This is a genomic window from Paenibacillus sp. FSL W8-0194 (assembly GCF_037969745.1).
In the GTDB taxonomy this organism is placed as follows: Bacteria; Bacillota; Bacilli; order Paenibacillales; family Paenibacillaceae; genus Paenibacillus_AQ; species Paenibacillus_AQ cookii.
Window position 1 is genome coordinate 5,277,501 of record NZ_CP150205.1, and the last position, 22,141, is coordinate 5,299,641.

The 22,141-nt window shown below is 49.7% G+C and carries 33 protein-coding genes and 1 rRNA gene (1 of these 34 running past the window's edge); 4 read left to right on the forward strand and 30 right to left on the reverse strand.

The window, feature by feature from the left end; all coding sequences use genetic code 11:
• The 3 genes from MKY58_RS24415 to MKY58_RS24425 form a co-directional block, all read right to left on the reverse strand.
• Positions 1 to 1,416 (reverse strand): 16S ribosomal RNA (locus tag MKY58_RS24415) (it extends 138 nt beyond the left edge of the window).
• A gap of 361 nt (positions 1,417 to 1,777) precedes the next feature.
• Positions 1,778 to 2,008, reverse strand: coding sequence for a hypothetical protein (locus tag MKY58_RS24420; RefSeq protein ID WP_036712662.1), 231 nt, complete (start codon positions 2,006 to 2,008; stop codon positions 1,778 to 1,780).
• Positions 2,009 to 2,170: 162 nt separating this feature from the next.
• Positions 2,171 to 2,779, reverse strand: coding sequence for a stage II sporulation protein M (locus MKY58_RS24425; RefSeq protein ID WP_339322460.1), 609 nt, complete (start codon positions 2,777 to 2,779; stop codon positions 2,171 to 2,173).
• A 92-nt stretch (positions 2,780 to 2,871) separates the two neighbouring features.
• Between MKY58_RS24425 and pdaB the strand changes: the two genes are divergently transcribed.
• Positions 2,872 to 3,678 (forward strand): polysaccharide deacetylase family sporulation protein PdaB, encoded by an 807-nt coding sequence (gene pdaB / locus MKY58_RS24430; protein ID WP_339322461.1) that lies wholly within the window; start codon positions 2,872 to 2,874, stop codon positions 3,676 to 3,678.
• Positions 3,679 to 3,713: 35 nt separating this feature from the next.
• On the opposite strand, the gene MKY58_RS24435 is transcribed toward pdaB, so the two are convergent.
• The gene (locus MKY58_RS24435; RefSeq protein ID WP_339322462.1) at positions 3,714 to 4,304 is read right to left on the reverse strand and encodes a KinB-signaling pathway activation protein; all 591 of its coding nucleotides are present in this window, start codon (positions 4,302 to 4,304) and stop codon (positions 3,714 to 3,716) included.
• A 127-nt stretch (positions 4,305 to 4,431) separates the two neighbouring features.
• On the opposite strand from MKY58_RS24435, the gene gerD reads away from it, so the two are divergent.
• Positions 4,432 to 5,157, forward strand: coding sequence for a spore germination lipoprotein GerD (gene gerD, locus MKY58_RS24440; protein ID WP_036712658.1), 726 nt, complete (start codon positions 4,432 to 4,434; stop codon positions 5,155 to 5,157).
• A 63-nt stretch (positions 5,158 to 5,220) separates the two neighbouring features.
• Here gerD and MKY58_RS24445 read toward each other — a convergent pair whose 3' ends face one another.
• From MKY58_RS24445 to MKY58_RS24465, 5 genes are all read right to left on the reverse strand, one after another.
• The gene (locus MKY58_RS24445) at positions 5,221 to 6,309 is read right to left on the reverse strand and encodes an Mrp/NBP35 family ATP-binding protein (protein ID WP_036712655.1); all 1,089 of its coding nucleotides are present in this window, start codon (positions 6,307 to 6,309) and stop codon (positions 5,221 to 5,223) included.
• Positions 6,310 to 6,387: 78 nt separating this feature from the next.
• Complete coding sequence (gene cwlD / locus MKY58_RS24450) at positions 6,388 to 7,146, reverse strand: N-acetylmuramoyl-L-alanine amidase CwlD (RefSeq protein WP_212952118.1); 759 nt, start codon at positions 7,144 to 7,146, stop codon at positions 6,388 to 6,390.
• 69 nt (positions 7,147 to 7,215) lie between these two features.
• Positions 7,216 to 8,385 carry a sulfate adenylyltransferase gene (gene sat / locus MKY58_RS24455; protein WP_339322463.1) on the reverse strand — a complete coding sequence of 390 codons (1,170 nt, stop codon included), beginning with the start codon at positions 8,383 to 8,385 and terminating at the stop codon, positions 7,216 to 7,218.
• Between the two features lie 26 nt (positions 8,386 to 8,411).
• Positions 8,412 to 9,104, reverse strand: a complete 693-nt coding sequence (locus MKY58_RS24460) for a phosphoadenylyl-sulfate reductase (protein WP_339322464.1) — start codon at positions 9,102 to 9,104, stop codon at positions 8,412 to 8,414.
• Between the two features lie 191 nt (positions 9,105 to 9,295).
• Positions 9,296 to 9,751 carry a spore coat protein gene (locus tag MKY58_RS24465; protein WP_339325241.1) on the reverse strand — a complete coding sequence of 152 codons (456 nt, stop codon included), beginning with the start codon at positions 9,749 to 9,751 and terminating at the stop codon, positions 9,296 to 9,298.
• Positions 9,752 to 9,949: 198 nt separating this feature from the next.
• Here MKY58_RS24465 and MKY58_RS24470 point away from each other — a divergent pair, with 198 nt between their 5' ends.
• The gene (locus tag MKY58_RS24470) at positions 9,950 to 10,273 is read left to right on the forward strand and encodes a hypothetical protein (protein WP_339322465.1); all 324 of its coding nucleotides are present in this window, start codon (positions 9,950 to 9,952) and stop codon (positions 10,271 to 10,273) included.
• Positions 10,274 to 10,343: 70 nt separating this feature from the next.
• A complete protein-coding gene (locus tag MKY58_RS24475; RefSeq protein ID WP_339322466.1) occupies positions 10,344 to 10,571 on the forward strand; it encodes a hypothetical protein in 228 nt (75 codons plus the stop codon).
• A gap of 118 nt (positions 10,572 to 10,689) precedes the next feature.
• Here MKY58_RS24475 and rpsI read toward each other — a convergent pair whose 3' ends face one another.
• The 21 genes from rpsI to rplE form a co-directional block, all read right to left on the reverse strand.
• Positions 10,690 to 11,082: a 30S ribosomal protein S9 gene (gene rpsI, locus MKY58_RS24480; RefSeq protein ID WP_036712641.1), complete on the reverse strand. Its 393-nt coding sequence runs from the start codon at positions 11,080 to 11,082 to the stop codon at positions 10,690 to 10,692.
• A 20-nt stretch (positions 11,083 to 11,102) separates the two neighbouring features.
• On the reverse strand, positions 11,103 to 11,540 hold the full coding sequence (rplM, locus tag MKY58_RS24485; protein ID WP_036712637.1) for a 50S ribosomal protein L13: 438 nt from the start codon (positions 11,538 to 11,540) through the stop codon (positions 11,103 to 11,105).
• Between the two features lie 184 nt (positions 11,541 to 11,724).
• Entirely contained in the window at positions 11,725 to 12,501 is a 777-nt protein-coding gene (gene truA, locus MKY58_RS24490) for a tRNA pseudouridine(38-40) synthase TruA (protein ID WP_339322467.1), read from the reverse strand.
• Between the two features lie 239 nt (positions 12,502 to 12,740).
• A complete protein-coding gene (rplQ, locus tag MKY58_RS24495) occupies positions 12,741 to 13,106 on the reverse strand; it encodes a 50S ribosomal protein L17 (protein ID WP_036712632.1) in 366 nt (121 codons plus the stop codon).
• 33 nt (positions 13,107 to 13,139) lie between these two features.
• The gene (locus MKY58_RS24500) at positions 13,140 to 14,084 is read right to left on the reverse strand and encodes a DNA-directed RNA polymerase subunit alpha (RefSeq protein WP_127606487.1); all 945 of its coding nucleotides are present in this window, start codon (positions 14,082 to 14,084) and stop codon (positions 13,140 to 13,142) included.
• 133 nt (positions 14,085 to 14,217) lie between these two features.
• Positions 14,218 to 14,613, reverse strand: a complete 396-nt coding sequence (gene rpsK / locus MKY58_RS24505) for a 30S ribosomal protein S11 (protein ID WP_127606489.1) — start codon at positions 14,611 to 14,613, stop codon at positions 14,218 to 14,220.
• A gap of 19 nt (positions 14,614 to 14,632) precedes the next feature.
• Entirely contained in the window at positions 14,633 to 15,001 is a 369-nt protein-coding gene (gene rpsM, locus MKY58_RS24510; RefSeq protein ID WP_036712625.1) for a 30S ribosomal protein S13, read from the reverse strand.
• Between the two features lie 21 nt (positions 15,002 to 15,022).
• On the reverse strand, positions 15,023 to 15,136 hold the full coding sequence (gene rpmJ / locus MKY58_RS24515) for a 50S ribosomal protein L36 (protein WP_003322638.1): 114 nt from the start codon (positions 15,134 to 15,136) through the stop codon (positions 15,023 to 15,025).
• Between the two features lie 232 nt (positions 15,137 to 15,368).
• A complete protein-coding gene (infA, locus tag MKY58_RS24520) occupies positions 15,369 to 15,584 on the reverse strand; it encodes a translation initiation factor IF-1 (RefSeq protein WP_006212898.1) in 216 nt (71 codons plus the stop codon).
• Positions 15,585 to 15,586: 2 nt separating this feature from the next.
• On the reverse strand, positions 15,587 to 15,895 hold the full coding sequence (locus MKY58_RS24525) for a KOW domain-containing RNA-binding protein (RefSeq protein WP_339322468.1): 309 nt from the start codon (positions 15,893 to 15,895) through the stop codon (positions 15,587 to 15,589).
• A 10-nt stretch (positions 15,896 to 15,905) separates the two neighbouring features.
• Complete coding sequence (gene map, locus MKY58_RS24530; RefSeq protein WP_339322469.1) at positions 15,906 to 16,658, reverse strand: type I methionyl aminopeptidase; 753 nt, start codon at positions 16,656 to 16,658, stop codon at positions 15,906 to 15,908.
• Between the two features lie 5 nt (positions 16,659 to 16,663).
• Positions 16,664 to 17,308, reverse strand: coding sequence for an adenylate kinase (locus MKY58_RS24535; RefSeq protein ID WP_339322470.1), 645 nt, complete (start codon positions 17,306 to 17,308; stop codon positions 16,664 to 16,666).
• Positions 17,309 to 17,398: 90 nt separating this feature from the next.
• Positions 17,399 to 18,697 carry a preprotein translocase subunit SecY gene (gene secY / locus MKY58_RS24540; protein WP_339322471.1) on the reverse strand — a complete coding sequence of 433 codons (1,299 nt, stop codon included), beginning with the start codon at positions 18,695 to 18,697 and terminating at the stop codon, positions 17,399 to 17,401.
• Positions 18,697 to 19,137 carry a 50S ribosomal protein L15 gene (gene rplO / locus MKY58_RS24545; RefSeq protein ID WP_036712615.1) on the reverse strand — a complete coding sequence of 147 codons (441 nt, stop codon included), beginning with the start codon at positions 19,135 to 19,137 and terminating at the stop codon, positions 18,697 to 18,699. The genes secY and rplO overlap by 1 nt, the downstream gene beginning before the upstream one ends.
• A 47-nt stretch (positions 19,138 to 19,184) precedes the next feature.
• On the reverse strand, positions 19,185 to 19,370 hold the full coding sequence (gene rpmD / locus MKY58_RS24550; protein ID WP_036712612.1) for a 50S ribosomal protein L30: 186 nt from the start codon (positions 19,368 to 19,370) through the stop codon (positions 19,185 to 19,187).
• Between the two features lie 12 nt (positions 19,371 to 19,382).
• Positions 19,383 to 19,880, reverse strand: a complete 498-nt coding sequence (gene rpsE / locus MKY58_RS24555) for a 30S ribosomal protein S5 (protein ID WP_036712609.1) — start codon at positions 19,878 to 19,880, stop codon at positions 19,383 to 19,385.
• A gap of 26 nt (positions 19,881 to 19,906) precedes the next feature.
• Positions 19,907 to 20,275 carry a 50S ribosomal protein L18 gene (gene rplR / locus MKY58_RS24560; RefSeq protein ID WP_160045386.1) on the reverse strand — a complete coding sequence of 123 codons (369 nt, stop codon included), beginning with the start codon at positions 20,273 to 20,275 and terminating at the stop codon, positions 19,907 to 19,909.
• 81 nt (positions 20,276 to 20,356) lie between these two features.
• A complete protein-coding gene (rplF, locus tag MKY58_RS24565) occupies positions 20,357 to 20,899 on the reverse strand; it encodes a 50S ribosomal protein L6 (protein ID WP_339322472.1) in 543 nt (180 codons plus the stop codon).
• Positions 20,900 to 20,929: 30 nt separating this feature from the next.
• The gene (gene rpsH / locus MKY58_RS24570; protein WP_160045384.1) at positions 20,930 to 21,328 is read right to left on the reverse strand and encodes a 30S ribosomal protein S8; all 399 of its coding nucleotides are present in this window, start codon (positions 21,326 to 21,328) and stop codon (positions 20,930 to 20,932) included.
• 32 nt (positions 21,329 to 21,360) lie between these two features.
• A complete protein-coding gene (locus MKY58_RS24575) occupies positions 21,361 to 21,546 on the reverse strand; it encodes a type Z 30S ribosomal protein S14 (protein WP_013312154.1) in 186 nt (61 codons plus the stop codon).
• Between the two features lie 46 nt (positions 21,547 to 21,592).
• Positions 21,593 to 22,135 (reverse strand): 50S ribosomal protein L5, encoded by a 543-nt coding sequence (rplE, locus tag MKY58_RS24580; protein ID WP_036712597.1) that lies wholly within the window; start codon positions 22,133 to 22,135, stop codon positions 21,593 to 21,595.
• Between the last annotated feature and the right edge of the window lie 6 nt (positions 22,136 to 22,141).

Sequence of the window (22,141 nt, forward strand, 5' to 3'; positions counted from 1 at the left end):
GGGCGGTGTGTACAAGACCCGGGAACGTATTCACCGCGGCATGCTGATCCGCGATTACTAGCAATTCCGACTTCATGCAGGCGGGTTGCAGCCTGCAATCCGAACTGAGACCAGCTTTGATAGGATTGGCTCCATCTCGCGACTTCGCTTCCCGTTGTACTGGCCATTGTAGTACGTGTGTAGCCCAGGTCATAAGGGGCATGATGATTTGACGTCATCCCCGCCTTCCTCCGGTTTGTCACCGGCAGTCATTCTAGAGTGCCCACCTTAAAGTGCTGGCAACTAAAATCAAGGGTTGCGCTCGTTGCGGGACTTAACCCAACATCTCACGACACGAGCTGACGACAACCATGCACCACCTGTCTCCTCTGTCCCGAAGGCCGCCTCTATCTCTAGAGGATTCAGAGGGATGTCAAGACCTGGTAAGGTTCTTCGCGTTGCTTCGAATTAAACCACATACTCCACTGCTTGTGCGGGTCCCCGTCAATTCCTTTGAGTTTCAGTCTTGCGACCGTACTCCCCAGGCGGAATGCTTAATGTGTTAACTTCGGCACCAAGGGTATCGAAACCCCTAACACCTAGCATTCATCGTTTACGGCGTGGACTACCAGGGTATCTAATCCTGTTTGCTCCCCACGCTTTCGCGCCTCAGCGTCAGTTACAGCCCAGAAAGTCGCCTTCGCCACTGGTGTTCCTCCACATCTCTACGCATTTCACCGCTACACGTGGAATTCCACTTTCCTCTTCTGCACTCAAGTCACCCAGTTTCCAGTGCGAACTAGAGTTGAGCCCTAGCCTTAAACACCAGACTTAAGTGACCGCCTGCGCGCGCTTTACGCCCAATAATTCCGGACAACGCTTGCCCCCTACGTATTACCGCGGCTGCTGGCACGTAGTTAGCCGGGGCTTTCTTCTCAGGTACCGTCACTCGGATAGCAGTTACTCTACCCGACGTTCTTCCCTGGCAACAGAGCTTTACGATCCGAAAACCTTCATCACTCACGCGGCGTTGCTCCGTCAGGCTTTCGCCCATTGCGGAAGATTCCCTACTGCTGCCTCCCGTAGGAGTCTGGGCCGTGTCTCAGTCCCAGTGTGGCCGTTCACCCTCTCAGGTCGGCTACGCATCGTCGCCTTGGTGAGCCGTTACCTCACCAACTAGCTAATGCGCCGCAGGCCCATCCGTAAGTGACAGATTGCTCCGTCTTTCATTACCGCTCCATGCGAAGCGATAAATTATCCGGTATTAGCTACCGTTTCCGGTAGTTATCCCGGTCTTACGGGCAGGTTGCCTACGTGTTACTCACCCGTCCGCCGCTAACCATCAGAGGAGCAAGCTCCTCATCAAGTCCGCTCGACTTGCATGTATTAGGCACGCCGCCAGCGTTCGTCCTGAGCCAGGATCAAACTCTCCAAGAAAGTTTGTAGCTCATTTTGAATCTGACGAGAATTTAATTCTCAATGTTTGCTCCGCAAATCATCCAGCCATAGGCTTGGACCGACTTGCTTCGCGATCGGCTTTGCAAGCAAAGCCTGTATCTCACTCGTTGTTCAGTTTTCAAAGATCAAATTCTTTCGTTTTCGTTCATCACCGCATCTCAGCGGCGACTTTTATAATATATCATACATGCTCGATGTTTTGCAAGACTTTTTTTTAAACTTTTTTTTCGAAGTTTTAAATTCGTCAACATCTCGCAGCTTTCCGTTTTATTTGACTAAAACCGAAGCGAAAATAAATTTATCATAGATCCCCGTTGACCGTCAAGCACTTTTTTCGCATTTATTGTTTGAATTGAGACAGCTTGCTGTTACGCGCATATTTGGAAAGTTCCTTCGGGGGCGCGAATCTGGCATACATGCGGAACACCGTGCGATATCGGCTCGCGATCGCGTTTCTCACTTCCAGGTCCAATCTATGGTCGCTTAAGTCAAACAGCATTTCATCCAGCTCTTTACGCAGTACATAATCCAGTTCTTTGCATTCCTTATCGTTAAAAAGCATACCCAGCATGGTTGCTTGGCCTCCTTGTCGACTAGAGCATATTTTCTGAAATTATCGGAATTTGCAACATTCTAAAATGTGGCTCGATATGCCGCCTTAATGTTATGCACAGTTTTTGGGAAATTTATGAATGCGGTATGCCGAAAAAAGGCAAATAGACGCTATGCCTATTTACCCCTTCATCAGCGTGTAAGTAATCGTGCTTTCGATAATGGCGGCCACAAACAATAAAATGACGATCCATACCGATGCCGTCCATGCCTGCCGGAAACCCTCCTTCCATTTCCCCTTTAATCCTTCCTTCCCGCTCCCGCCAAGGCTCGCAATGACAAGCATCCCCATCCGAACCCCAAAAGCGCAAGCGATGATAATCGCCGGAATTTCAATGATCCCATGAGGCAGCAGACCTTTCACGACCAGATCGAACAAGCTGTTTCCCTGCTCCATAGAGGTATGAACCAGGAACCCGACAACCATGCCGTTCACAAGCAAAAACAAAATCGGAAGGATGCCCAAAAACAACCCCAAAAAGATCATCAATACGGCCTTGATGCTGTTATTGAAAAAGATGAACACGAAAAAATTCCACTTCGGGTTGGACGACCTGCTCAGGCTTTCCCCGATATCGCGGATTCCTCCCATCTGCTGATCGATGAACTGCGCCAATACGCCGGTGCTGTACCATCCCGCGACGATGCCCAAAACGAACAGGACCGTGACGAACAGCAGGGTCTTGCGGATCGAACCCAAATCTTTCAGAAAAACCGAAGGGCGAAGCATAGTTGACCTCCTCCTGGTATAACTCGCTAGTACGAGCATACTATGTAAAGTAAACAAGCATTTCCATTGTGGGAAAGGAGCGACAAACGCAAATGAATTCATTTTTTTATGTGCTGAACGGCCGCAAAATCAAACGCACCTTCTTCGTGCTCGCCGCGGCACTATTTGCGATCGGCATCATTTATGTAGAGTCAGACAATGTCACGGTATTCTCCGAAGGGGATCCAGCCGCCATTTACAGCGTTCCTACCGAAAAGAAAGTGATCGCCCTGACCTTTGATATCAGCTGGGGAGAAAAGCGCACCGAGCCTATCCTGAACATTCTAAAAGAAAAAGGCGTAACCAAAGCAACCTTCTTCCTCTCTTCCCCTTGGAGCAAAAGCCACCCGGATATCGTCAATAAAATCAAAACCGCGGGCTTCGAAATCGGAAGCCATGGCCATAAGCACGTCAACTACAGCAGCTTAAGCGACGAGGAGATCAAAACCCAGCTCATGACGGCTAATTCTATATTAACCGATCTGACGGGTAAGGAACCTACCCTGCTCCGCCTGCCGAACGGCGACTTCGATAAACGCGTGCTTAAAATCGCCGACAGCATGAATTACAAGGTCATTCAATGGGATACCGACTCGCAGGATTGGAAAAACATCGGGGTCGACAATATCGTGAACCGCGTCGTAAGCAGCGCCCATCCGGGCGATATCGTTCTCCTCCATGCAAGCGATTCGGTCAAACAAACCCATCAGGCGCTCCCGATCATTATCGACGAACTGCGGAAACAAGGTTATGAATTCGTCACGGTTTCCGATTTATTGTCGCAAGCCGATACCAAAGGAAAAGAAGTGCAGGATCAGGCGACGCTGCAGCAAGCCCTTGAAGATGCGGCAGGCATGTAGCATACGAAAATTTAAAGAAAAAAGAGCTAAGTTTCTTAGCTCTTTTTTGGTTTCAGCACTTTATGCAGTATTAAAATCTGGTATGCATTGCACGCAAGGAGTGGTACCACAATAAAGATCGTGGCATTGTTCTCATTGATTTTCAGACCGCCGACCATTTCGACGATAGTCACGGCGATCATGAAAAAGAGGGTCGGCACCCATGCGGTAACGTTGGTGGCTTTCGCTTTAAAATAGGCAACGGCAACAGCCACGATCAAAATCGCCAGTCCCAGGAGCAAATCCGCCATTTGGCTGTTTTCCTTGCCGACGAAGGAACGGAAGAACATCACTTCCAGCAGCGCCAATATTGCTAAAACAAGCTGTATGTATTGCCAAGCCTTTTTTGGGAATACACCGATAGCCGTATAATTCAGGATCATATAAGCAAAAAAACCAAGCTGCGAGTAAACGCTCGTAAGTGCTCCAAAACCGAAAAGAATAAGCACGTAAAACAATACATCGCTTACATCCTTGAAGGAAATGGATTCCCTGCTGAACGGCAGCAGAAAACCGGTGATGATGGAGACGGCGGCTCCCACCAGCAATGTTTGCAAAAATAACTTGGACCAATTTTTCAAGTTCAAATCGCCTGCACCCCCAAGACTTTATTTTACCAACGTTCACATTAAAAAACCATGCCCGGAAACGACATATTTCGAAATCCACTTCGGCATACTACATGCAGGATGATAAGCAAAAGGAGTGACGCTCATGAAGTGGCCTGTTTTAGGCATTTGGGGAATCATATTCGGACTTACCACCGTACTCTCAGGCTGCGGATCCGAACCGAGCTATGCACCGCCTCAAGGCGATTATAAAGAAATGAAGACGATGGTGGTCGACATCCTGAAAAGCGACGAAGGCAAAAAAGCCGTCGAAGATGCGCTGAAACAGGGCGGCGGAGGCTCTTCGGGCGGCAGCGGCGGTCCCGGCATGCAAATGATGACGATGCAGGCTACCGATCAGATCCGAACGGCGGTCAAGGATACCATCACCTCGCCGGAATATAAAAAGGAATTCGAAAAAATCATGACCGATCCGCAGTTCGCCGGCGACTTTGCCAAGGCGATCAGCACCCAAAACAAGCAGCTGCACATGCAGCTGATCAAGGATCCGACGTATCAAAAGGCGATCTCCGATATCATGAAGTCGCCCGAGGTCATGAAGATGTTCCTCGATTTGACCAAAACGCCGGAATACCGCAAGCAATCGATGACGGTCATGCAGGAAGCGATGCAAAATCCGATGTTCAAAATGGAAGTGATGTCGCTCCTGCGAAACGTGGTGACCCAGGAACTTCAGCCGAAGGTCGAAAAGGAAGGCGGCCAAGGCGGAGAAGGCGGCAAACAGAAGGAAGGCGGGGAAAAAGGCGATAAAGAAAAAGAAGGCGGTGGCGGCGGAGAAGGAGAAGAAGGCGGTGGCGGCAACGCTTCCTAAAAAACGAATGACACAAGAAAAAAAGCCCTCGCGACGGGGCTTTTTTTCTTTGAACCAAACGGTCTATTTTTCGCATTTGGCGATAATGCTCGCCGCCAGCTCATTGTAAATTCGTCCGCTAGCGGATTCGGATTTATATACCGATGGCGAAAAATCCGGCTCTGAAATATGGTTGTCCGGCGCTCCGAGCGGAAGCTGGGCCAAAAGTTCGGTGTGAAGCGTTTCCGCCAGCTGTCCGCCGCCGCCTCGGCCGAACACGAAATCCTTTTCTCCGCAATGGGAGCATTCGTAGTATGCCATGTTTTCCACGACGCCCAGTATTTCATGATTCGTCTGAATGGCCATGGCCCCTGCACGGGCTGCGACAAAAGCGGCCGTCGCATGCGGGGTCGTCACGATGATTTCCTTGCTTTGCGGAAGCATTTGGTGAACGTCCAGCGCAATGTCACCGGTTCCCGGCGGCAAATCGAGCAGCAGGTAATCCAGCTTGCCCCAGTTGACGTCGCCGAAAAATTGATGGAGCATTTTGCCGAGCATCGGGCCCCGCCATACGACCGGACTGTTTTCGCGGATGAAAAAGCCCATCGACATCACCTTGACGCCAAACCGTTCGACGGGAATGATCAGTTCATTCTCAACGACGGGGCCTTCCTCGATTCCCATCATGTCCGGAACGCTAAAGCCGTAAATATCGGCATCGATCAAACCGACCCGTTTGCCTTGGCGGGCCAGCGCCGCAGCAAGGTTGACGGTTACCGTGGATTTGCCGACTCCCCCTTTACCGCTCGCCACCGCGATAAAATGCACGTCCGGATCGTTCAGCAGCTCGTTTCTTTCGAGGCCGGCCGCATGCCCCTTCACCAGCTTGTCTTTATCCGTTTTTCGTTCGTGGTCGCCCAAAATCTTGCCGCGCTCATGCTCGTTGGCCGGACGGATGCGGATGTGCACATCTCCCGCTCCGGCAGCTTGCAGACGCTCGCGGATTTCTTTTTCCAGCGCTTGTCCATAATCGTCCAGCGTAATCACGGATAGCGACACCCTGGCGTCTTTCACGACGATATCTCTTATCATTTGCAGCTCCATAAGGCTTCTACCGGTAACAGGCTCGCTTACGGGCTGTAGCACCTCTTGTACTTGCTCACGTGACAACATGATGGCAGCACCTCTGCTTTGTATATTGTGCATCCGCACGAGGCGAATGCGCCCCAGAAGCCATTATACCATCAACGCTTACATTTCTGGCGACAAATTCGCCTTTTCCCCCGATAAATACCGCAGCATCCCTTTATACACCGCAGCCGCGACCTTCCGCTGGTATCCTTCGTCCCTTAAGAGCTGAGACTCCTCCGGATGGGACAAAAAGCCGACTTCGACCAATGCCGCGGGCATTTTCACGGCTTTAAGAAGGTACACGTGGTTTACGGTTTTGGCGACGCGGTCGGTATTTTCCAGGTTGCGCTTGATTTCCTCCTGGATGAACACGGCCAGCGTCTTATTGTCAGGATGATTGGGATAATAAAAGGTTTGGGCTCCGCTCCATCTGCCGGGGAAGCTGTTCAAATGGATGCTCAGAAACAGGTCGGCGTTGGAGTTTTCGATCATCTTGGCGCGCTGCTTCAAATCCTCCGTTTTGCGTTTGGAGTATCCTTTCGTATCCTTCCCTGCCAAATCGTAGTCGCCTTCCCGCGTCATGTACACGACAGCCCCCGCCTGCTGCAAATAATCGCGCAAATACAAGGCGATCGCCAGATTCACATCCTTTTCGATCAGGCCCTGCTTGCTTACGGCTCCGCCGTCGGGGCCGCCGTGGCCCGCATCGAGCACGATGACCTTTCCCGATAACGGAAGGCCCCATTGCCCCGTCGTTTTAACCGCGGGAATATTCAGCGTGGCTACGGTGACAAACACGATCGCCAGACATATGCCGATGAAAAGCTTCTTGATAGAGCTCAGCCGGATCCACAGCACCTGCTTGCCAGGCTTGGACATCAAAAATCCACCTCCGTTCCCATATCGACTCTACTCATCTATATGGGCGAAGGTGGACAAATAGTACCTTTAAGGCGTAACTTGCGCGCGCATGCCTGCGATCAGCACTTCAGCGACTTCCGGACGGGTGAATTCCGGCGGCGGACACTGCCCGTCGCGGAGCAATCCGCGTACCTTGGTGCCGGACAGGGTCAGGTGATCTTCCTTCGGATGCGGGCAGGTTTTGCTGGACGCCATGTTGCCGCATGTTTTGCAGAAGAAGCTATGCTCGAAAAACAGCGGCGTAATGCCGAGCTCTTCAGGCGTAAAGTTCGAGAATATCTCCTGCGCTTCATAAGTGCCGTAATAGTCGCCTACCCCGGCATGGTCGCGTCCGACGATGAAATGGGTGCAGCCGTAATTTTTGCGGACCATCGCATGGAAAATAGCCTCTCTAGGACCCGCATAACGCATGGCGGCAGGAAACACGCCCAAAAACGTCCGGTCCTGCGGATAATAGTTTTCCAGAAGAACCAGGTAGCTCTTCATTCGTACGTCCGCCGGAACGTCGTCCGATTTCGTCTCGCCGACAAGCGGATTCAGGAACAGGCCGTCAACGATCTCTAGCGCCGTCTTCTGAATGTACTCGTGGGCCCGGTGCACGGGATTGCGGGTTTGGAAGCCGACAACCGTTTTCCAGCCCTTTTCCCGGAACAGCTCCCGGGTTTGCGCCGGGTCGAAATAAAATTCGCGGAACTTTGCAGGCTGCGGGCGGTTAAGGACCTTGACGCTCCCGCCGACATAGATCGGGGAACGCTCGAACAGCTTTTTCACGCCGGGATGCTCCAGATCGCTCGTTTTGAACACCTTCAGCGCTTCTTCCTCCTGATCGGCTTCGTACACGCTTTCCACGGTCAAAACGGCATACACGACGCCGTCCTCGGCTCCGGTCAACGCCACTTGATCCCCCAGGCTAAGCCCTTGGGCCGTCGTTTCATCGACGGATAACGTCACCGGTATGCTCCATACCGTTCCATCGGCAAGCCGCATCGTGCTGACCACCGAACGGTAATCCTCTTCGTTCAGAAATCCTTCAAGCGGAGAAAATGCCCCGTTCCCAATTAAATCAAGATCGGAAATGGTCCAATTGTTCACCGGGATCTGCTTCAAAAACGGCGAAGCCTTCAGAAGCTCATCGCGTTCGTTTCCTTCTGCAAACCTGTTAACCAGCTTGCCGCCATGCGGAAGTATTCCAGTCATGCCGTTCATTCCTCCTATTTCGAAATTTATTGATGCAGTCCGCATTCCGTTTTTTCCGTTCCGGACCAGCGGCCGGCTCTTGGGTCTTCGCCCGGCTGCACCGGACGGGTGCAGTGTTCGCAACCGATGCTCGGATAGTTCCGGTCATGGAGAGGATTGTACAGCACTTGGTTTTCGCGAATATATGTCCAGACATCGTCGGATGTCCAATCGGCAATCGGGTTGAATTTGACCAGCCCGAACTTATGATCATATTCCACTTTCTTGGCATTGGCTCGCGTCGGAGCCTGGTCTCTGCGGATCCCCGTGATCCAGGCGTCGTATTGGGAAAGAATCCGGGTGAGCGGCTCGACTTTGCGGATGTTGCAGCACTGGTTCGGGTCGCTTTTCCACAATTCCTCGCCATGGCTGGCCGCTTGCTCCTCCGGCGTCAATTTGGGAGACACGCGCACGAACTGGATGCCGTATTTGGATTCCAGCCGGTCTCTCGTTTCGTACGTTTCCTTAAAGTGAAAATCCGTATCCAAATAAAAAATATCGGTGGACGGACTCACCTTTTGCAAAATATCAACCAAAACCACGTCCTCGGCCCCAAAACTGCACGCAAACGTAATATTCGGGAATTTCTCGACGGCAACTCGAATGACCTCTTCGGCGGAAGCATGCTCCAGCTCGGCGGCTTGAACCTCGATCCACTTTTCTTTTTCAAGCAAATTCATGCGAATGTCTCCCCTTCCAATAATTCGTATCATAATCATTGCAATAATAATCAGTGAATACCAAGCGGTTTAATATGATTTAAATCCAGTATAAAGCAATATCTTTAGTTGTCAATCCTATAAAAAGTCCTGAAACCTACGAAGAAGAAAAAGACCTTTCGCTGCGAAAGATCTTTTTCTTGGCCGGGCCCTTACATCTCCAGCGCTTTTTTAGCGGTTTTCTTATCGTTTTCGAGCAGCTGATGCAAATCGTATGCGGGATAAAATCCGCGTTCATGCATGAAGTTAAACACTTTCGTATGCAGCTTGATCGCATGGTTCAGATGTTTGACGAATGTATCTTTAAGCTGCGGAGTAGCTGCCTCCGTAACGGCTGCCGCGTAGTTTTTGACGGAGTTTTTGGCTATCCCGAGCAGATGGCCGGCATAAAAGGCGGTCAGGTCTTCGTGATGCGGCTTGCTTTTGTTGTTTCTCGCTTCCATGGGAGCCATCGGATAAAATTGCAGCAGCTCCTTCAGGTTGGACTCCGTGGAGCGGATCGTCTCCTCATAAAGCCCCCGCAGCTTCGGATCCGCCACGTCATGTACGTGCATTTTAAGCCCCATCAAAGTGTTGGACTGCGAAGCGGTAAGTTCATGCAGCTCCATCGTTTCATGCCATGCCAAATGTTTATGCTGTGCGTTAGGTTGCAAAATCAAATCCCTCCGTTCGAGTTATGCTACAGCATATGATGAATCCGCCCAATGGGCACATTGTCTTACCAAAAAAGAATAAGAATCCGCCCTGCAAAGGAACAATACGTAAGGGATCAAAACCATACCAGACTACCGAAGGAGGCATTCCCTTTGAATCAGTTCAACCAAACGCAGCAAATTACCCAGCTCGTCCAGCAGTTGATTCAGCAAACTCAACAGGCTTCGCAAGCTTACCAACAGCTGTTGAGACAAGAAGAAAGCAACGCGATGCAGCTCGAGCAACTCGCTCAGCGTGAGCGCCATGCAGCCCAGGTGATCCAAAACGCGTTGCAAGGACACCAAACTGCGATTCAACAGCTGCAGCAAATTTCCAATATGGCTCATCAAATGGAAAACGTCAGCCATTCCTACACCGGCTTTGGCCAACAGCAGTACGGAATGGGCAACAACTACCAAGGCTTTCAGCGTCAATAATCATCCAAACGGGAAATAGATCGAGCAGTTCGGTCTATTTCCTTTCAAAATTCCGATGAGGTGAAAAAGCATGATTGTTTCCTCCAACCAGCTTGGCCAATCGTTGTATTGCAGCCAATGCGGCAAGGAAAACGAACAGATCAACGTATGGTGGAAAGACGGACGGAATGACGACGGATTGGGTTACAGCGAGGTTTTTGCCGAATGCCCGGCCTGCCATGCCCAGCTCATGAAAAAACATGCGTACGGGGAAATCGGCTCTGTCGATGATGCATTACATATTTTGCAAAATGAATAACTCCGCTTTTTTGAGGGTTAATCCAACTGCCGCAAGGCAGTTTTTTTCTGGAACGGGCAAAATAAAAAGCCCCTGGCCGGTAAAGGCCAGAGGCTTGTATCCTGAAATCCAGGAAATATTAACGTTTCGAGAATTGTGGCGCGCGACGAGCCGCTTTGAGACCGTATTTTTTACGTTCTTTCATGCGTGGGTCACGAGTCAGGAAGCCCGCTTTTTTCAAAGCCGGACGGAATTCTGGGTCAGCTTTCAGCAGCGCACGGGAGATACCGTGACGGATTGCGCCTGCTTGACCGGAGATGCCGCCGCCGTTAGCGATAACGAGTACGTCGTATTGTCCGAGCGTTTCAGTCAGAGCCAGCGGTTGCTTCACGATCAGTTTGAGGGTTTCCAAACCGAAATATTCGTTGATGTCGCGTTTATTGATGACGATGCGTCCTTCACCCGGTACAAGGCGAACACGTGCTACCGAATGTTTACGACGACCTGTCCCATAGTATTGTACTTGTGCCATGAAACTTGTCCTCCTTTTAATTATCCGCGAAGTTCGTAAACTTCTGGTTTTTGTGCTGCATGTGGATGTTCGGAACCTGCATATACTTTCAGTCTCAGCTTCATTTTTTCGCCCATGCGGGTTTTAGGAAGCATGCCGTGAACAGCGGATTCCAATACACGTTCAGGTTTGCTGTTCAAGAGGTCTTGAGCGTTGGTCACTTTCAGACCGCCTGGATGCAGGGAGTGACGGTAGTATTTTTTGTTTTGCAGTTTTTTGCCTGTCAGATGGATCTTCTCAGCGTTGATGATGACAACGAAATCGCCGCCGTCAACATGAGGTGTAAATTGTGGCTTGTGTTTGCCGCGGATCAAAGCAGCTGCTTCGCTCGCCAAACGACCAAGCGTTTTGCCTTCGGCATCGATGATGTGCCAATTGCGCTCAACTTCATTTGGCTTCGCCATATAGGTGGTACGCATGAATAGTTCCTCCTTGTAATCGTCCGAAAATCATTTATCTTCGTTCATCTTTGTTATGAAAAGAAAGTCATTTGTAATGTTAGGTTTGTCGTTTTCTTACTGGGGGCTGTGGGAGAGCCATAAGAAAACACAACTTTTATTTTACAGTATAGGCAGATAAATCGCAAGCCGATTTTCAATGTTTTTAATCGAAATTCTCATACTCCACATTCCATAACATGAGACCCTTCGATTCGGCCGTCGGACCTGCTTTCATCCGGTCTTTGGCCTTCAGGATCGACGCAATGTCCTCAGGACGTCTACGGCCTTTGCCCACTTCCAGCAGCGTGCCCACGATAATGCGGACCATATGCTGCAAAAAGCCGTTTCCGGTGATATAGACATGGATCAGGCCCTGATCCCGGGTTCCCGGGCGGCACATGGATTGATCCCTTTCGATATGGGCATCATATACGGTGCGAATATGGGAAGGCTTGGTGGAATGACGGGAAGCAAAGGAAGTAAAGTCATGGGTACCGATCAAATGCTTCAGCCCTTCGGACATCGCTTCTACATCGAGCTTGCCGGGATGATGAAGCTCCGTATTTCTGCGGAACAGATCCGGATATTGATTGGCATTGATGGTGTAACGGTACGTTTTTCGCTTCGCGTTTCTTCTGGAGTGAAAATCCAGGGAAACCTCCCGGGCTTCGGTCACCAAAATATCTTTGGGAAGTCTCGAATTCAGCGCCAGGCACCATCGTTCCACGGGAATTTGGGAGGCGGTATGAAAATGAAACACCTGCCCGATCGCGTGAACGCCGGCGTCCGTCCGGCCCGAGGCATGGATTTTCACCTGCTCGCCCGTCAGCAGCTTAATGGCCTTCTCCAAATAATCCTGAATGGCGTTTCCGTCCGGCTGCGTCTGAAACCCGCTGTAATTCGTACCGTCATAACTGACTTTCATGCAAATGTTGCGCATTCCCCAAATCCTCCTGACCTCTTGCTTCCTGCTTCGATGACGCGCTTCATGCCGCAAACATAAAACGGCTCCGCCGTAATTCACGGCGAAGCCGTTCCAAGGTAATTCAAAAGGAACACGAAACGGGGCCTCTTATCCGGATAAGAAAAATCTTATTCCGTATACAGGCCCCGGACGTGAAAAAAAGGGTTCGATCAGAATCATGCGATTCCTTCCCCCCTTTCCCCATCCTCACCTGTTTACGCGCGGTCAACCAGTTCCAGATAAACCATAGGCGCGGAGTCACCGCGGCGAGGTCCGAGCTTCAGGATACGAGTGTATCCGCCTGGACGCTCAGCGTAACGGGTAGCCAACTCGCTGAACAGTTTTTGGATAGCGTCTTGCTCTCCGTCAACTGTTTCACGACGTACGAATGCTGCCACTTGGCGGCGAGCATGAAGGTCACCCTTCTTCGCTTTCGTGATCAGCTTCTCAGCGATGGAACGAACTTCCTTCGCTTTCGCTTCCGTTGTTTGAATGCGCTCATATAAGAACAGGTCGGTTACCAGGTCACGGAACAAAGCTTTACGTGCGCTGGAATCGCGGCCCAACTTTTGGTATGCCATGTTTTCCCCTCCTTCGCTAACGAATCTAAGATGCTATTCTTCTGTACGGAGTCCCAAACCGAGCTCTTCGAGCTTCTCTTGAACTTCCTCCAAAGACTTGCGGCCCAGGTTGCGGACTTTCATCATATCTTCTTCGGTCTTCGTGGTCAGCTCTTGTACCGTGTTGATGCCGGCACGCTTGAGACAGTTGTAGGAACGAACAGAGAGATCCAGCTCTTCGATCGTCATTTCAAGCACTTTTTCTTTTTTGTCTTCTTCTTTTTCGACCATGATTTCCGCATCTTTCGCCTCATCGGTCAAGCCGACGAACAGCATCAAATGCTCGGTCAAAATTTTGGCGCCGAGGCTTACGGCCTCTTCCGGACGGATGCTTCCATCAGTCCAGATTTCAAGCGTCAATTTGTCGTAGTTGGTCACTTGACCAACCCGCGTATTCTCCACGCCATAATTCACGCGGCTAATCGGGGTATAGATAGAATCGACCGGGATGACGCCAATCGGTTGATCATCACGTTTATTCTTATCTGCTTGGACATAGCCACGACCGCGGTTAGCAAAAATACGCATGTGAAGTCTCGAACCTGGTCCCATGGTAGCAATATGCAGGTCTGGGTTGAGAATTTCGACATCGCTGTCCGCCCGGATATCTCCTGCCGTCACGACTCCTTCGCCCTCAGCATCAATCTCAAGGACTTTCTCCTCGTCGGAATGAATTTTCAGGGAAAGAGCCTTCAGGTTCAGAATAATTTCCGTCACGTCTTCCATTACACCCGGAACCGTTGAGAACTCGTGCAGTACGCCATCGATTTGAACGGACGTTACGGCTGCGCCTGGCAGCGAGGACAACAGGATCCGGCGAAGGGAATTCCCCAGGGTCGTTCCATATCCGCGCTCAAGCGGTTCTACTACAAACTTGCCATAGGCACCGTCTTCACTGACGTCTACGGTCTCAATTTTCGGCTTTTCGATTTCAATCACGCAAGTACCCCTCCTTCAAGCGTCGCTCCTATTTGAAACTGTCATTACCCTTGTGTACTCATGTAGTATGCCTAAACAACCATTATTAGCAGATTGTGCCGGAAATATACCACATTTTACAGGTTTGCTTCAATTAGACACGACGACGCTTAGGTGGGCGGCAACCGTTATGCGGAACTGGAGTTACGTCTTTGATCAGGTTGACTTCCAGACCAGCAGCTTGCAAAGAGCGGATCGCTGCTTCACGGCCTGCACCTGGACCTTTAACCATAACCTCTACCGACTTCATGCCATGTTCCATCGCAGCTTTAGCCGCGGATTCGGCAGCCATCTGCGCTGCGAACGGAGTCGACTTACGGGAACCTTTGAATCCAAGGCCGCCGGAGCTTGCCCAAGAAATCGCGTTTCCATGAGGATCCGTAATCGTTACGATAGTGTTATTGAACGTGGAACGGATATGAGCCACTCCGGATTCAATATTTTTGCGGTCACGACGTTTAGTACGTACGACTTTTTTCGGTTTAGCCATTGTCTTTTATCCCCCCTTCTTATTTCTTCTTGTTCGCTACAGTACGACGAGGGCCTTTCCGTGTACGAGCATTCGTTTTAGTACGTTGTCCACGAACCGGCAGACCGCGGCGATGACGCACTCCACGATAGCAGCCGATCTCAATGAGGCGTTTAATATTCAAGGAAATTTCACGACGCAGGTCACCTTCAACCTTAACCGTTTTGTCGATCGTTTCACGCAGTTTGCTGACTTCATCTTCCGTCAAATCACGAACACGAGTGTCCGGATTGATGCCTGTAGTGCTCAGAATTTTCTGGGAAGTCGTTTTACCGATTCCGAAAATATAAGTCAAGGCGATCTCAACGCGTTTGTCACGTGGCAAATCCACACCAGCTATACGAGCCATTTTACGCTACACCCCCTTCTATTAACCTTGTTTTTGTTTGTGCTTCGGATTTTCACAGATAACCATTACAGTCCCTTTGCGGCGAATGACTTTGCATTTTTCGCAAATAGGCTTTACAGAAGGTCTTACCTTCATGTTAATTACCTCCCTCAAGTTTTGCAAAAAACAAAACTCGCTTCGTAAGGATTGACTAAAGTCTTGCTTTTACGCAAAACCTTCTTCAGAGAATTTACTCCCATCATGAAGGAAGCAAATTCATATTTAAGGATCAACCGGACTTTACAAATGTAAACCCTCGATCGAATATTTTCAAGTGCCCTATAGGATCATAACATCCCGGGCGTCCTATTGAAAGAAACGGTAAAAATTACTTACGGTACGTTATACGGCCTTTGGTTAAATCATAAGGCGATAACTGCACGACCACTTTGTCGCCTGTCAGAATACGGATAAAGTGCATCCGCAGCTTACCGGAAACATGGGCAAGAATTTGATGACCGTTCTCAAGCTCGACTTTGAACGTTGCATTCGGCAGCGGTTCGATGACCGTGCCTTCCACTTCAATTACATCCTCTTTAGCCACAGTTAGTCTCCTTTCTCTTCAGCATGGGTTTCGGTGGACTTCATAAACTTCATGACTGCATAACGCAGTTTTCCGTTCGTGACCCGACCGCTTTCATTTAAACTGTTTGCGACCTCGCTGCTTATGAAGGACTGGGGCTCCAGGTGGAGAAGGTTTTTCTTCTTTTTCTGGTCAAACTTTCGTTTGTTCCCGTCCGCTATATACACGAACCTGCTGTCCTCAATGGATACGACCACGGCCACCTGTCCGGCGTCTTTGCCTTTCAGGATCTTCACAATCTGGCCGATTTGCAGGCTGCCTGGATTACTCAAGAACCATCACCTACATATCGAGTTTTGTGAGAATTTCATGGCCTTCGGCTGTAACGGCAACCGTATGCTCAAAATGGGCACACAAGGAACCGTCGACCGTAACGACCGTCCAGTTGTCTTCAAGCGTTTTGACATAACGGGATCCGGCATTCACCATCGGTTCAATCGCCAGCACCATGCCGGGTTTGAGCCGCGGGCCCCGATCCGGAACGCCAAAGTTCGGAATTTGCGGTTCTTCATGCAGTTCTGCCCCAACTCCGTGTCCGACATACTCGCGAACAACCGAGAAGCCGGCGTCTTCGATGACGCGCTGGATGGCATGTGAGATCGTGAACAGGCGCACATCTGGTTTGACAAGCTCCAAGCCTGCATACAAGGATGCTTCGGTAACGTCCAGCAATCGCTGGGCTTCTTCCGAGATCTTGCCTACAGGATAGGTCCAAGCGGAGTCTCCATGGTAACCACGGTACTGCGCACCGATGTCTAGCGTAACAATGTCGCCTTCGTTTAATTTGCGTTTGCCGGGAAATCCGTGTACCAATTGATCATTGACTGAAGCGCAAATGCTGGCAGGAAAACCATTGTAGCCCTTAAAAGACGGCAGTGCTTTTTGACTGCGAATGTAGTGGTCAGCGATAGCGTCCAGTTCCCCGGTCGTGATGCCCGGTTCGATATGCTTTGCCATAAGACGGTGCGTTTCCGCCACAATTCGCCCTGCTTCCCGCATAAAGCCGAGTTCCGTTTCGGACTTACAAATGATCATTACGACTAACCTCGCAGCACCGACACGATCTCTTTCGATACCGCATCGATTTGTTGATCACCATCGATCTGACGCAAAAGACCTTTGTTCTCATAAAATGCAAGGAGTGGTGCTGTTTTGTTGATATATTCGTCCAGACGGGTACCGACGCTCTCTTCGTTGTCATCCGAGCGCTGATACAGCTCGCCTCCGCATTTATCACAAACACCTTCCTGTTTAGGCGGGTTGAAGATCACATGGTACGTAGCGCCGCAGCTTTTGCAAATCCGCCGCCCCGTCAAGCGGGCGAGCAGTTTGTCGCGGTCCACTTTCAGGTTGATGACATGATCCAGCTTGGTGTTCAGTCTGCTAAGGATATCATCCAGCGCTTCCGCTTGCGAAAGAGTTCTTGGAAAACCATCCAATAAAAAACCTTTTTCGCAATCGGACTGCTGCAGACGTTCCTCCACGATGCCGATCGTGACATCATCCGGTACCAAGAGCCCTTGATCCATGTATTCTTTGGCTTTGATCCCAATGGGAGTTCCCTGTTTAATCGCCAGACGAAATGCATCGCCGGTGGAAATGTGGGGAATGCCGAATTCATTGACAATGACTTCTGCCTGCGTTCCTTTCCCTGCCCCAGGAGGGCCCATGAATAGTATGTTCACGTTTCTCTCTCCCTCCGACTTGCCTCTTTACAAGAAACAACGCAATAAGTTGCCGGGAAGCGCAAAAAACGACTTCACCGGAACCTATCACTATTTATTGATAAAACCTTTATAGTGGCGTTTGATCAACTGACTTTCGATGGTCTTCATCGTATCGAGCGCAACCCCGACGACGATCAGCAGTGAAGTGCCTCCGATTTTGACCGAACTAGGCAAGCCAGCCAGCGTACCCAAGCCGATCGGCAGCAAGGAAATAACAGCCAGGAAGATGGCGCCTGTCATGGTTAGACGGGACATGACCCGGGTCAGATATTTCTCGGTAGCTTTACCAGGGCGAATGCCCGGAATATAGCCGCCGTTTTTCTTCATATTGTCTGCCATCTGGTTCGGGTTCATCTGCACGAAGGTGTAGAAGAACGTGAAACCGATAATCATCAGGACATACAGTACCATACCAAGAGGGTAATCATATCTCAAGTTTGTTTGGATCCATTGGGCCCAAGCATACGTGTTAAAGAATCCCGCGATAATGGTAGGGAACTGCAGCAGGGATACGGCGAAGATGACCGGAATGACGCCTGCCGCATTGATTTTCAGCGGAATATGCGTATTCTGTCCACCGTACATCTTGTTGCCAACCACGCGTTTGGCATATTGGACAGGAATTTTACGAATCGCCTGTTGGATGTAGATGACACCCACAATAACCGCCACAATAACAATCAGGACGATCAAAGATTTCAGCGTATTCATAAAAGCCTGACCTTCTTGAATGAAACTGGACTGAGCCGTTGTACGGATATATGTCGGAATGTTGGCGATAATCCCGGAGAAGATCAAGATGGAAATACCGTTGCCGATTCCCTTTTCCGTAATCTGCTCGCCGAGCCACATCAAGAACGCGGTACCTGCGGTCAATACGATCGCAATCACCAAGTAATCCGCGAACGTGGCGTTGGGAATCATCTGCGTACCGTACAAACGGTTAAAACCGACGGACATCGCAAATGCCTGGATGAGACCCAACACGATCGTACCATAACGAGTCAATTGCGCCGATTTCTTTTTCCCGTGCTCGCCTTGTTTTGCCCACTCGGCCAGCTTCGGAATAACGTCCATCGAAAGCAATTGCACGATAATGGACGCGGTAATATACGGCACGATCCCGAGGGCAAAAATAGAGAACTGATGGAGCGCGCCCCCTGAGAACGTGTTTAAGAGACCAAACAATTCTGAACCTTGTTGATTCGTCTGTTCCAGGACATCTTTATTGACGCCAGGAACAGGAACGAATGAGCCAATACGGTAAATGATCAGCACGAACAAGGTAAACAAAATTCTTTTTCGAAGGTCCTCAACCCGCCATATATTCTTCAGGGTCTTAAACATTAGATCACCTCGGTTTTACCGCCGGCAGCCTCGATCTTCTCTACCGCAGATTGAGAGAACTTATTTGCTTTTACAGTCAATTTCACGGTCACTTCACCGTTGCCAAGAATTTTGATGCCGCTTTTCGTGTTTTTCACTACGCCGCTCTCCACCAAAATTTCAGGAGTAACTTCTGTGCCCTCTGCAAAGCTGTTCAGTTCCTCGATGTTAACAATCGCATACTCTTTCCGGGTAGGATTTACAAAACCACGTTTTGGCAAACGACGATACAGCGGGTTTTGGCCACCCTCGAATCCAGGACGTACACCGCCGCCGGAACGAGCGTTTTGACCTTTATGACCGCGACCGGATGTTTTGCCCGTACCGCTACTTGTACCGCGACCTACACGCTTGCGGTCTTTACGGGAACCCGCAGCTGAAGTAAGTTCATGTAACTTCATCGTTCGTTGCACCTCCTTAATATTTGTAAGTTAATTCGACGCTGGAATTAACCTTCAATTTCTTTAACAGATACCAGATGGCTCACTTTGTTGATCATACCGCGAATCGCGGGATTGTCGTTGTGGACCACGCTGGAGTTAAGTTTACGCAAGCCGAGAGTTTTCACGGTAGTACGCTGAGTTTCAGGACGACCGATCACACTGCGGACGAGGGTAATTTGAAGTTTAGCCATGACATTCCCTCCTTAACCGAGCAGCTCTTCGACAGATTTGCCACGAAGTTTGGCAACCTCTTCAACGCGTTTCAGACGGGACAAGCCCTCCAGAGTCGCGTTGACCATGTTCATGGAGTTCGAAGAACCCAAAGATTTTGTCAAGATGTCACCTACACCGGCCAGCTCGAGTACTGCGCGAACAGGACCGCCGGCGATTACTCCAGTACCTTCGGAAGCTGGTTTCAACAGAACGCGTCCAGCGCCAAAGTGACCAGTAACCAGGTGAGGAATAGTTGTTCCTACGATCGGAACGTGGATCAAGTTTTTCTTCGCATCTTCGATGCCTTTGCGGATCGCGTCAGGTACTTCACCGGCTTTACCGATACCTGCACCGACCCAGCCTTTGCCGTCGCCGACAACAACCAGTGCGCTGAAGCTGAAACGGCGTCCGCCTTTTACAACTTTAGCTACGCGGTTAATATTTACAACTCTTTCAGTCAGTTCTAAAGTGTTCGGATCTACACGCAAGTCGTTAACCTCCTTTTTAGAAATTCTTAGAATTCCAAGCCTGCTTCGCGTGCTGCTTCAGCCAGGGCTTGAATCCGTCCATGATACAGATATCCTCCACGGTCGAATACAACCGCTGTGTGTCCTTTTTCCTTCGCGCGTTTTGCTACCAGTTCGCCTACTTGACGAGCTGCTTCCACGCTGCCGCCGTTTTTCACGGAACCGCTCAGTTCTTTATCAACCGTAGATGCGGATACCAGGGTTACGCCTGCTACGTCATCGATCAGTTGAGCATAGATATGTTTAGAAGAACGGAATACGTTCAAACGCGGACGAGCTGCAGTACCTTGGATTTTCTTGCGTACACGCAGATGACGTTTGACACGTGCCTTGTTCTTATCCTGTTTTGTAATCATGACTTCCTTTTCACTCCTTTCAGTTTGCCATTACAGCTTCACTAAGACGCACAAGGCAAAAGACCGGTAAGCTTAGAAAGCTTATTTCTTCTTACCAGCTTTACCTTCCTTACGGATAATGCGTTCGCCTTCGTACTTAATCCCTTTGCCTTTGTACGGTTCAGGTTCGCGAACGGAACGAATTTTAGCGGCGTATGCACCTACGCGCTCTTTATCGATACCGCGAACGATGATTTTCGTATTTGCAGGCACTTCGAATTCAATACCCGGTTCTGGAGTGATTTCAACCGGATGAGAGTAACCAACGTTCAGGACGATCTTGTCTCCGGACTTGTTTGCACGATATCCGACCCCAACGAGTTCCAGAGATTTCGAGAATCCTTCGGTTACGCCGCTCACCATGTTGCTGACAACGCTGCGGGTCGTGCCGTGAAGGGAACGATGCAGTTTGTTGTCGGATGGGCGTTCAACGATGATTTCGTTGTTCTCAACCGTTACTTTCATATCCTTGTGAAGTTCACGAGTCAAAGATCCTTTCGGTCCTTTAACCGTGATTGTAGTATTGTTCAGTGTGACATCCACACCGCTAGGTACTGCGATTGGTTTGCGACCAATACGGGACATTTGTTGCACCTCCTTGTTCTGTGACGTGTATTACCAAACGTAGCAGACAACTTCTCCGCCAGCTTTGGATTGACGAGCTTCTTTGTCGGTCATAATCCCCTTCGAAGTGGAGATAATCGCAATTCCAAGACCGCCGAGTACACGAGGGATTTCGTTGCTCTTCGTGTAAACGCGCAGACCTGGTTTACTGATTCTCTTCAAGCCGGAGATAACGCGTTCGTTGTTAGGACCGTATTTCAGGAAAACACGGATAATCCCTTGTTTGTTATCTTCGATATATTCTGCATCACGGATGAAACCTTCACGCTTCAGGATTTCAGCGATTTGTTTTTTCATCGTCGAAGCAGGCATCTCAACTGTTTCGTGACGCACAGTGTTCGCGTTACGAATACGAGTAAGCATATCTGCAATTGGATCAGACATAGTCATGTGTGTAAACCTCCTTCCCGATTATAAACTTCTTACCAGCTTGCTTTTTTCACGCCAGGGATCTGGCCTTTATAAGCTAATTCACGGAAACAAATTCTGCAAATTTTGAACTTTTGCAGTACCGAATGTGGACGACCACAACGTTCGCAACGTGTATAAGCACGTACTTTGAACTTAGGCGTACGTTGTTGTTTTACTTTCATCGAAGTTTTTGCCACTTAGCCTGACACCTCCTAAAAATTTTCGGAGAAATGGATTCGCGAATTACTTCGCGAAAGGCATTCCCAATTGAGCGAGCAGCTCGCGGGACTCTTCGTCAGTTTTAGCCGTCGTTACGATAACGATATCCATACCGCGGACTTTATCCACTTTATCATACTCGATCTCAGGGAAGATCAGTTGCTCCTTGAGGCCAAGCGTATAGTTTCCGCGTCCGTCGAATGCTTTCGTGGACACGCCGTGGAAGTCACGCACGCGTGGAAGAGTGATGTTGAACAATTTGTCCAGGAAGTAATACATGCGCTCACCGCGCAGCGTTACTTTCACACCGATCGGCATATTCTCACGCAATTTGAATCCTGCGATGGATTTTTTAGCACGAGTGATTACCGGTTTTTGACCAGCGATCAGCTGCATGTCGTTAACTGCGGAATCAAGCACTTTCGAGTTGGATACGGCATCACCCACACCCATGTTGATGACAACCTTCTCGATTTTAGGTACTTGCATAACAGTAGAATAGTTGAACTTCTGCATCAAAGCAGGAGTAACTTCATTCAAAAAACGTTCTTTCAATCTTGCTGCCATGAATCA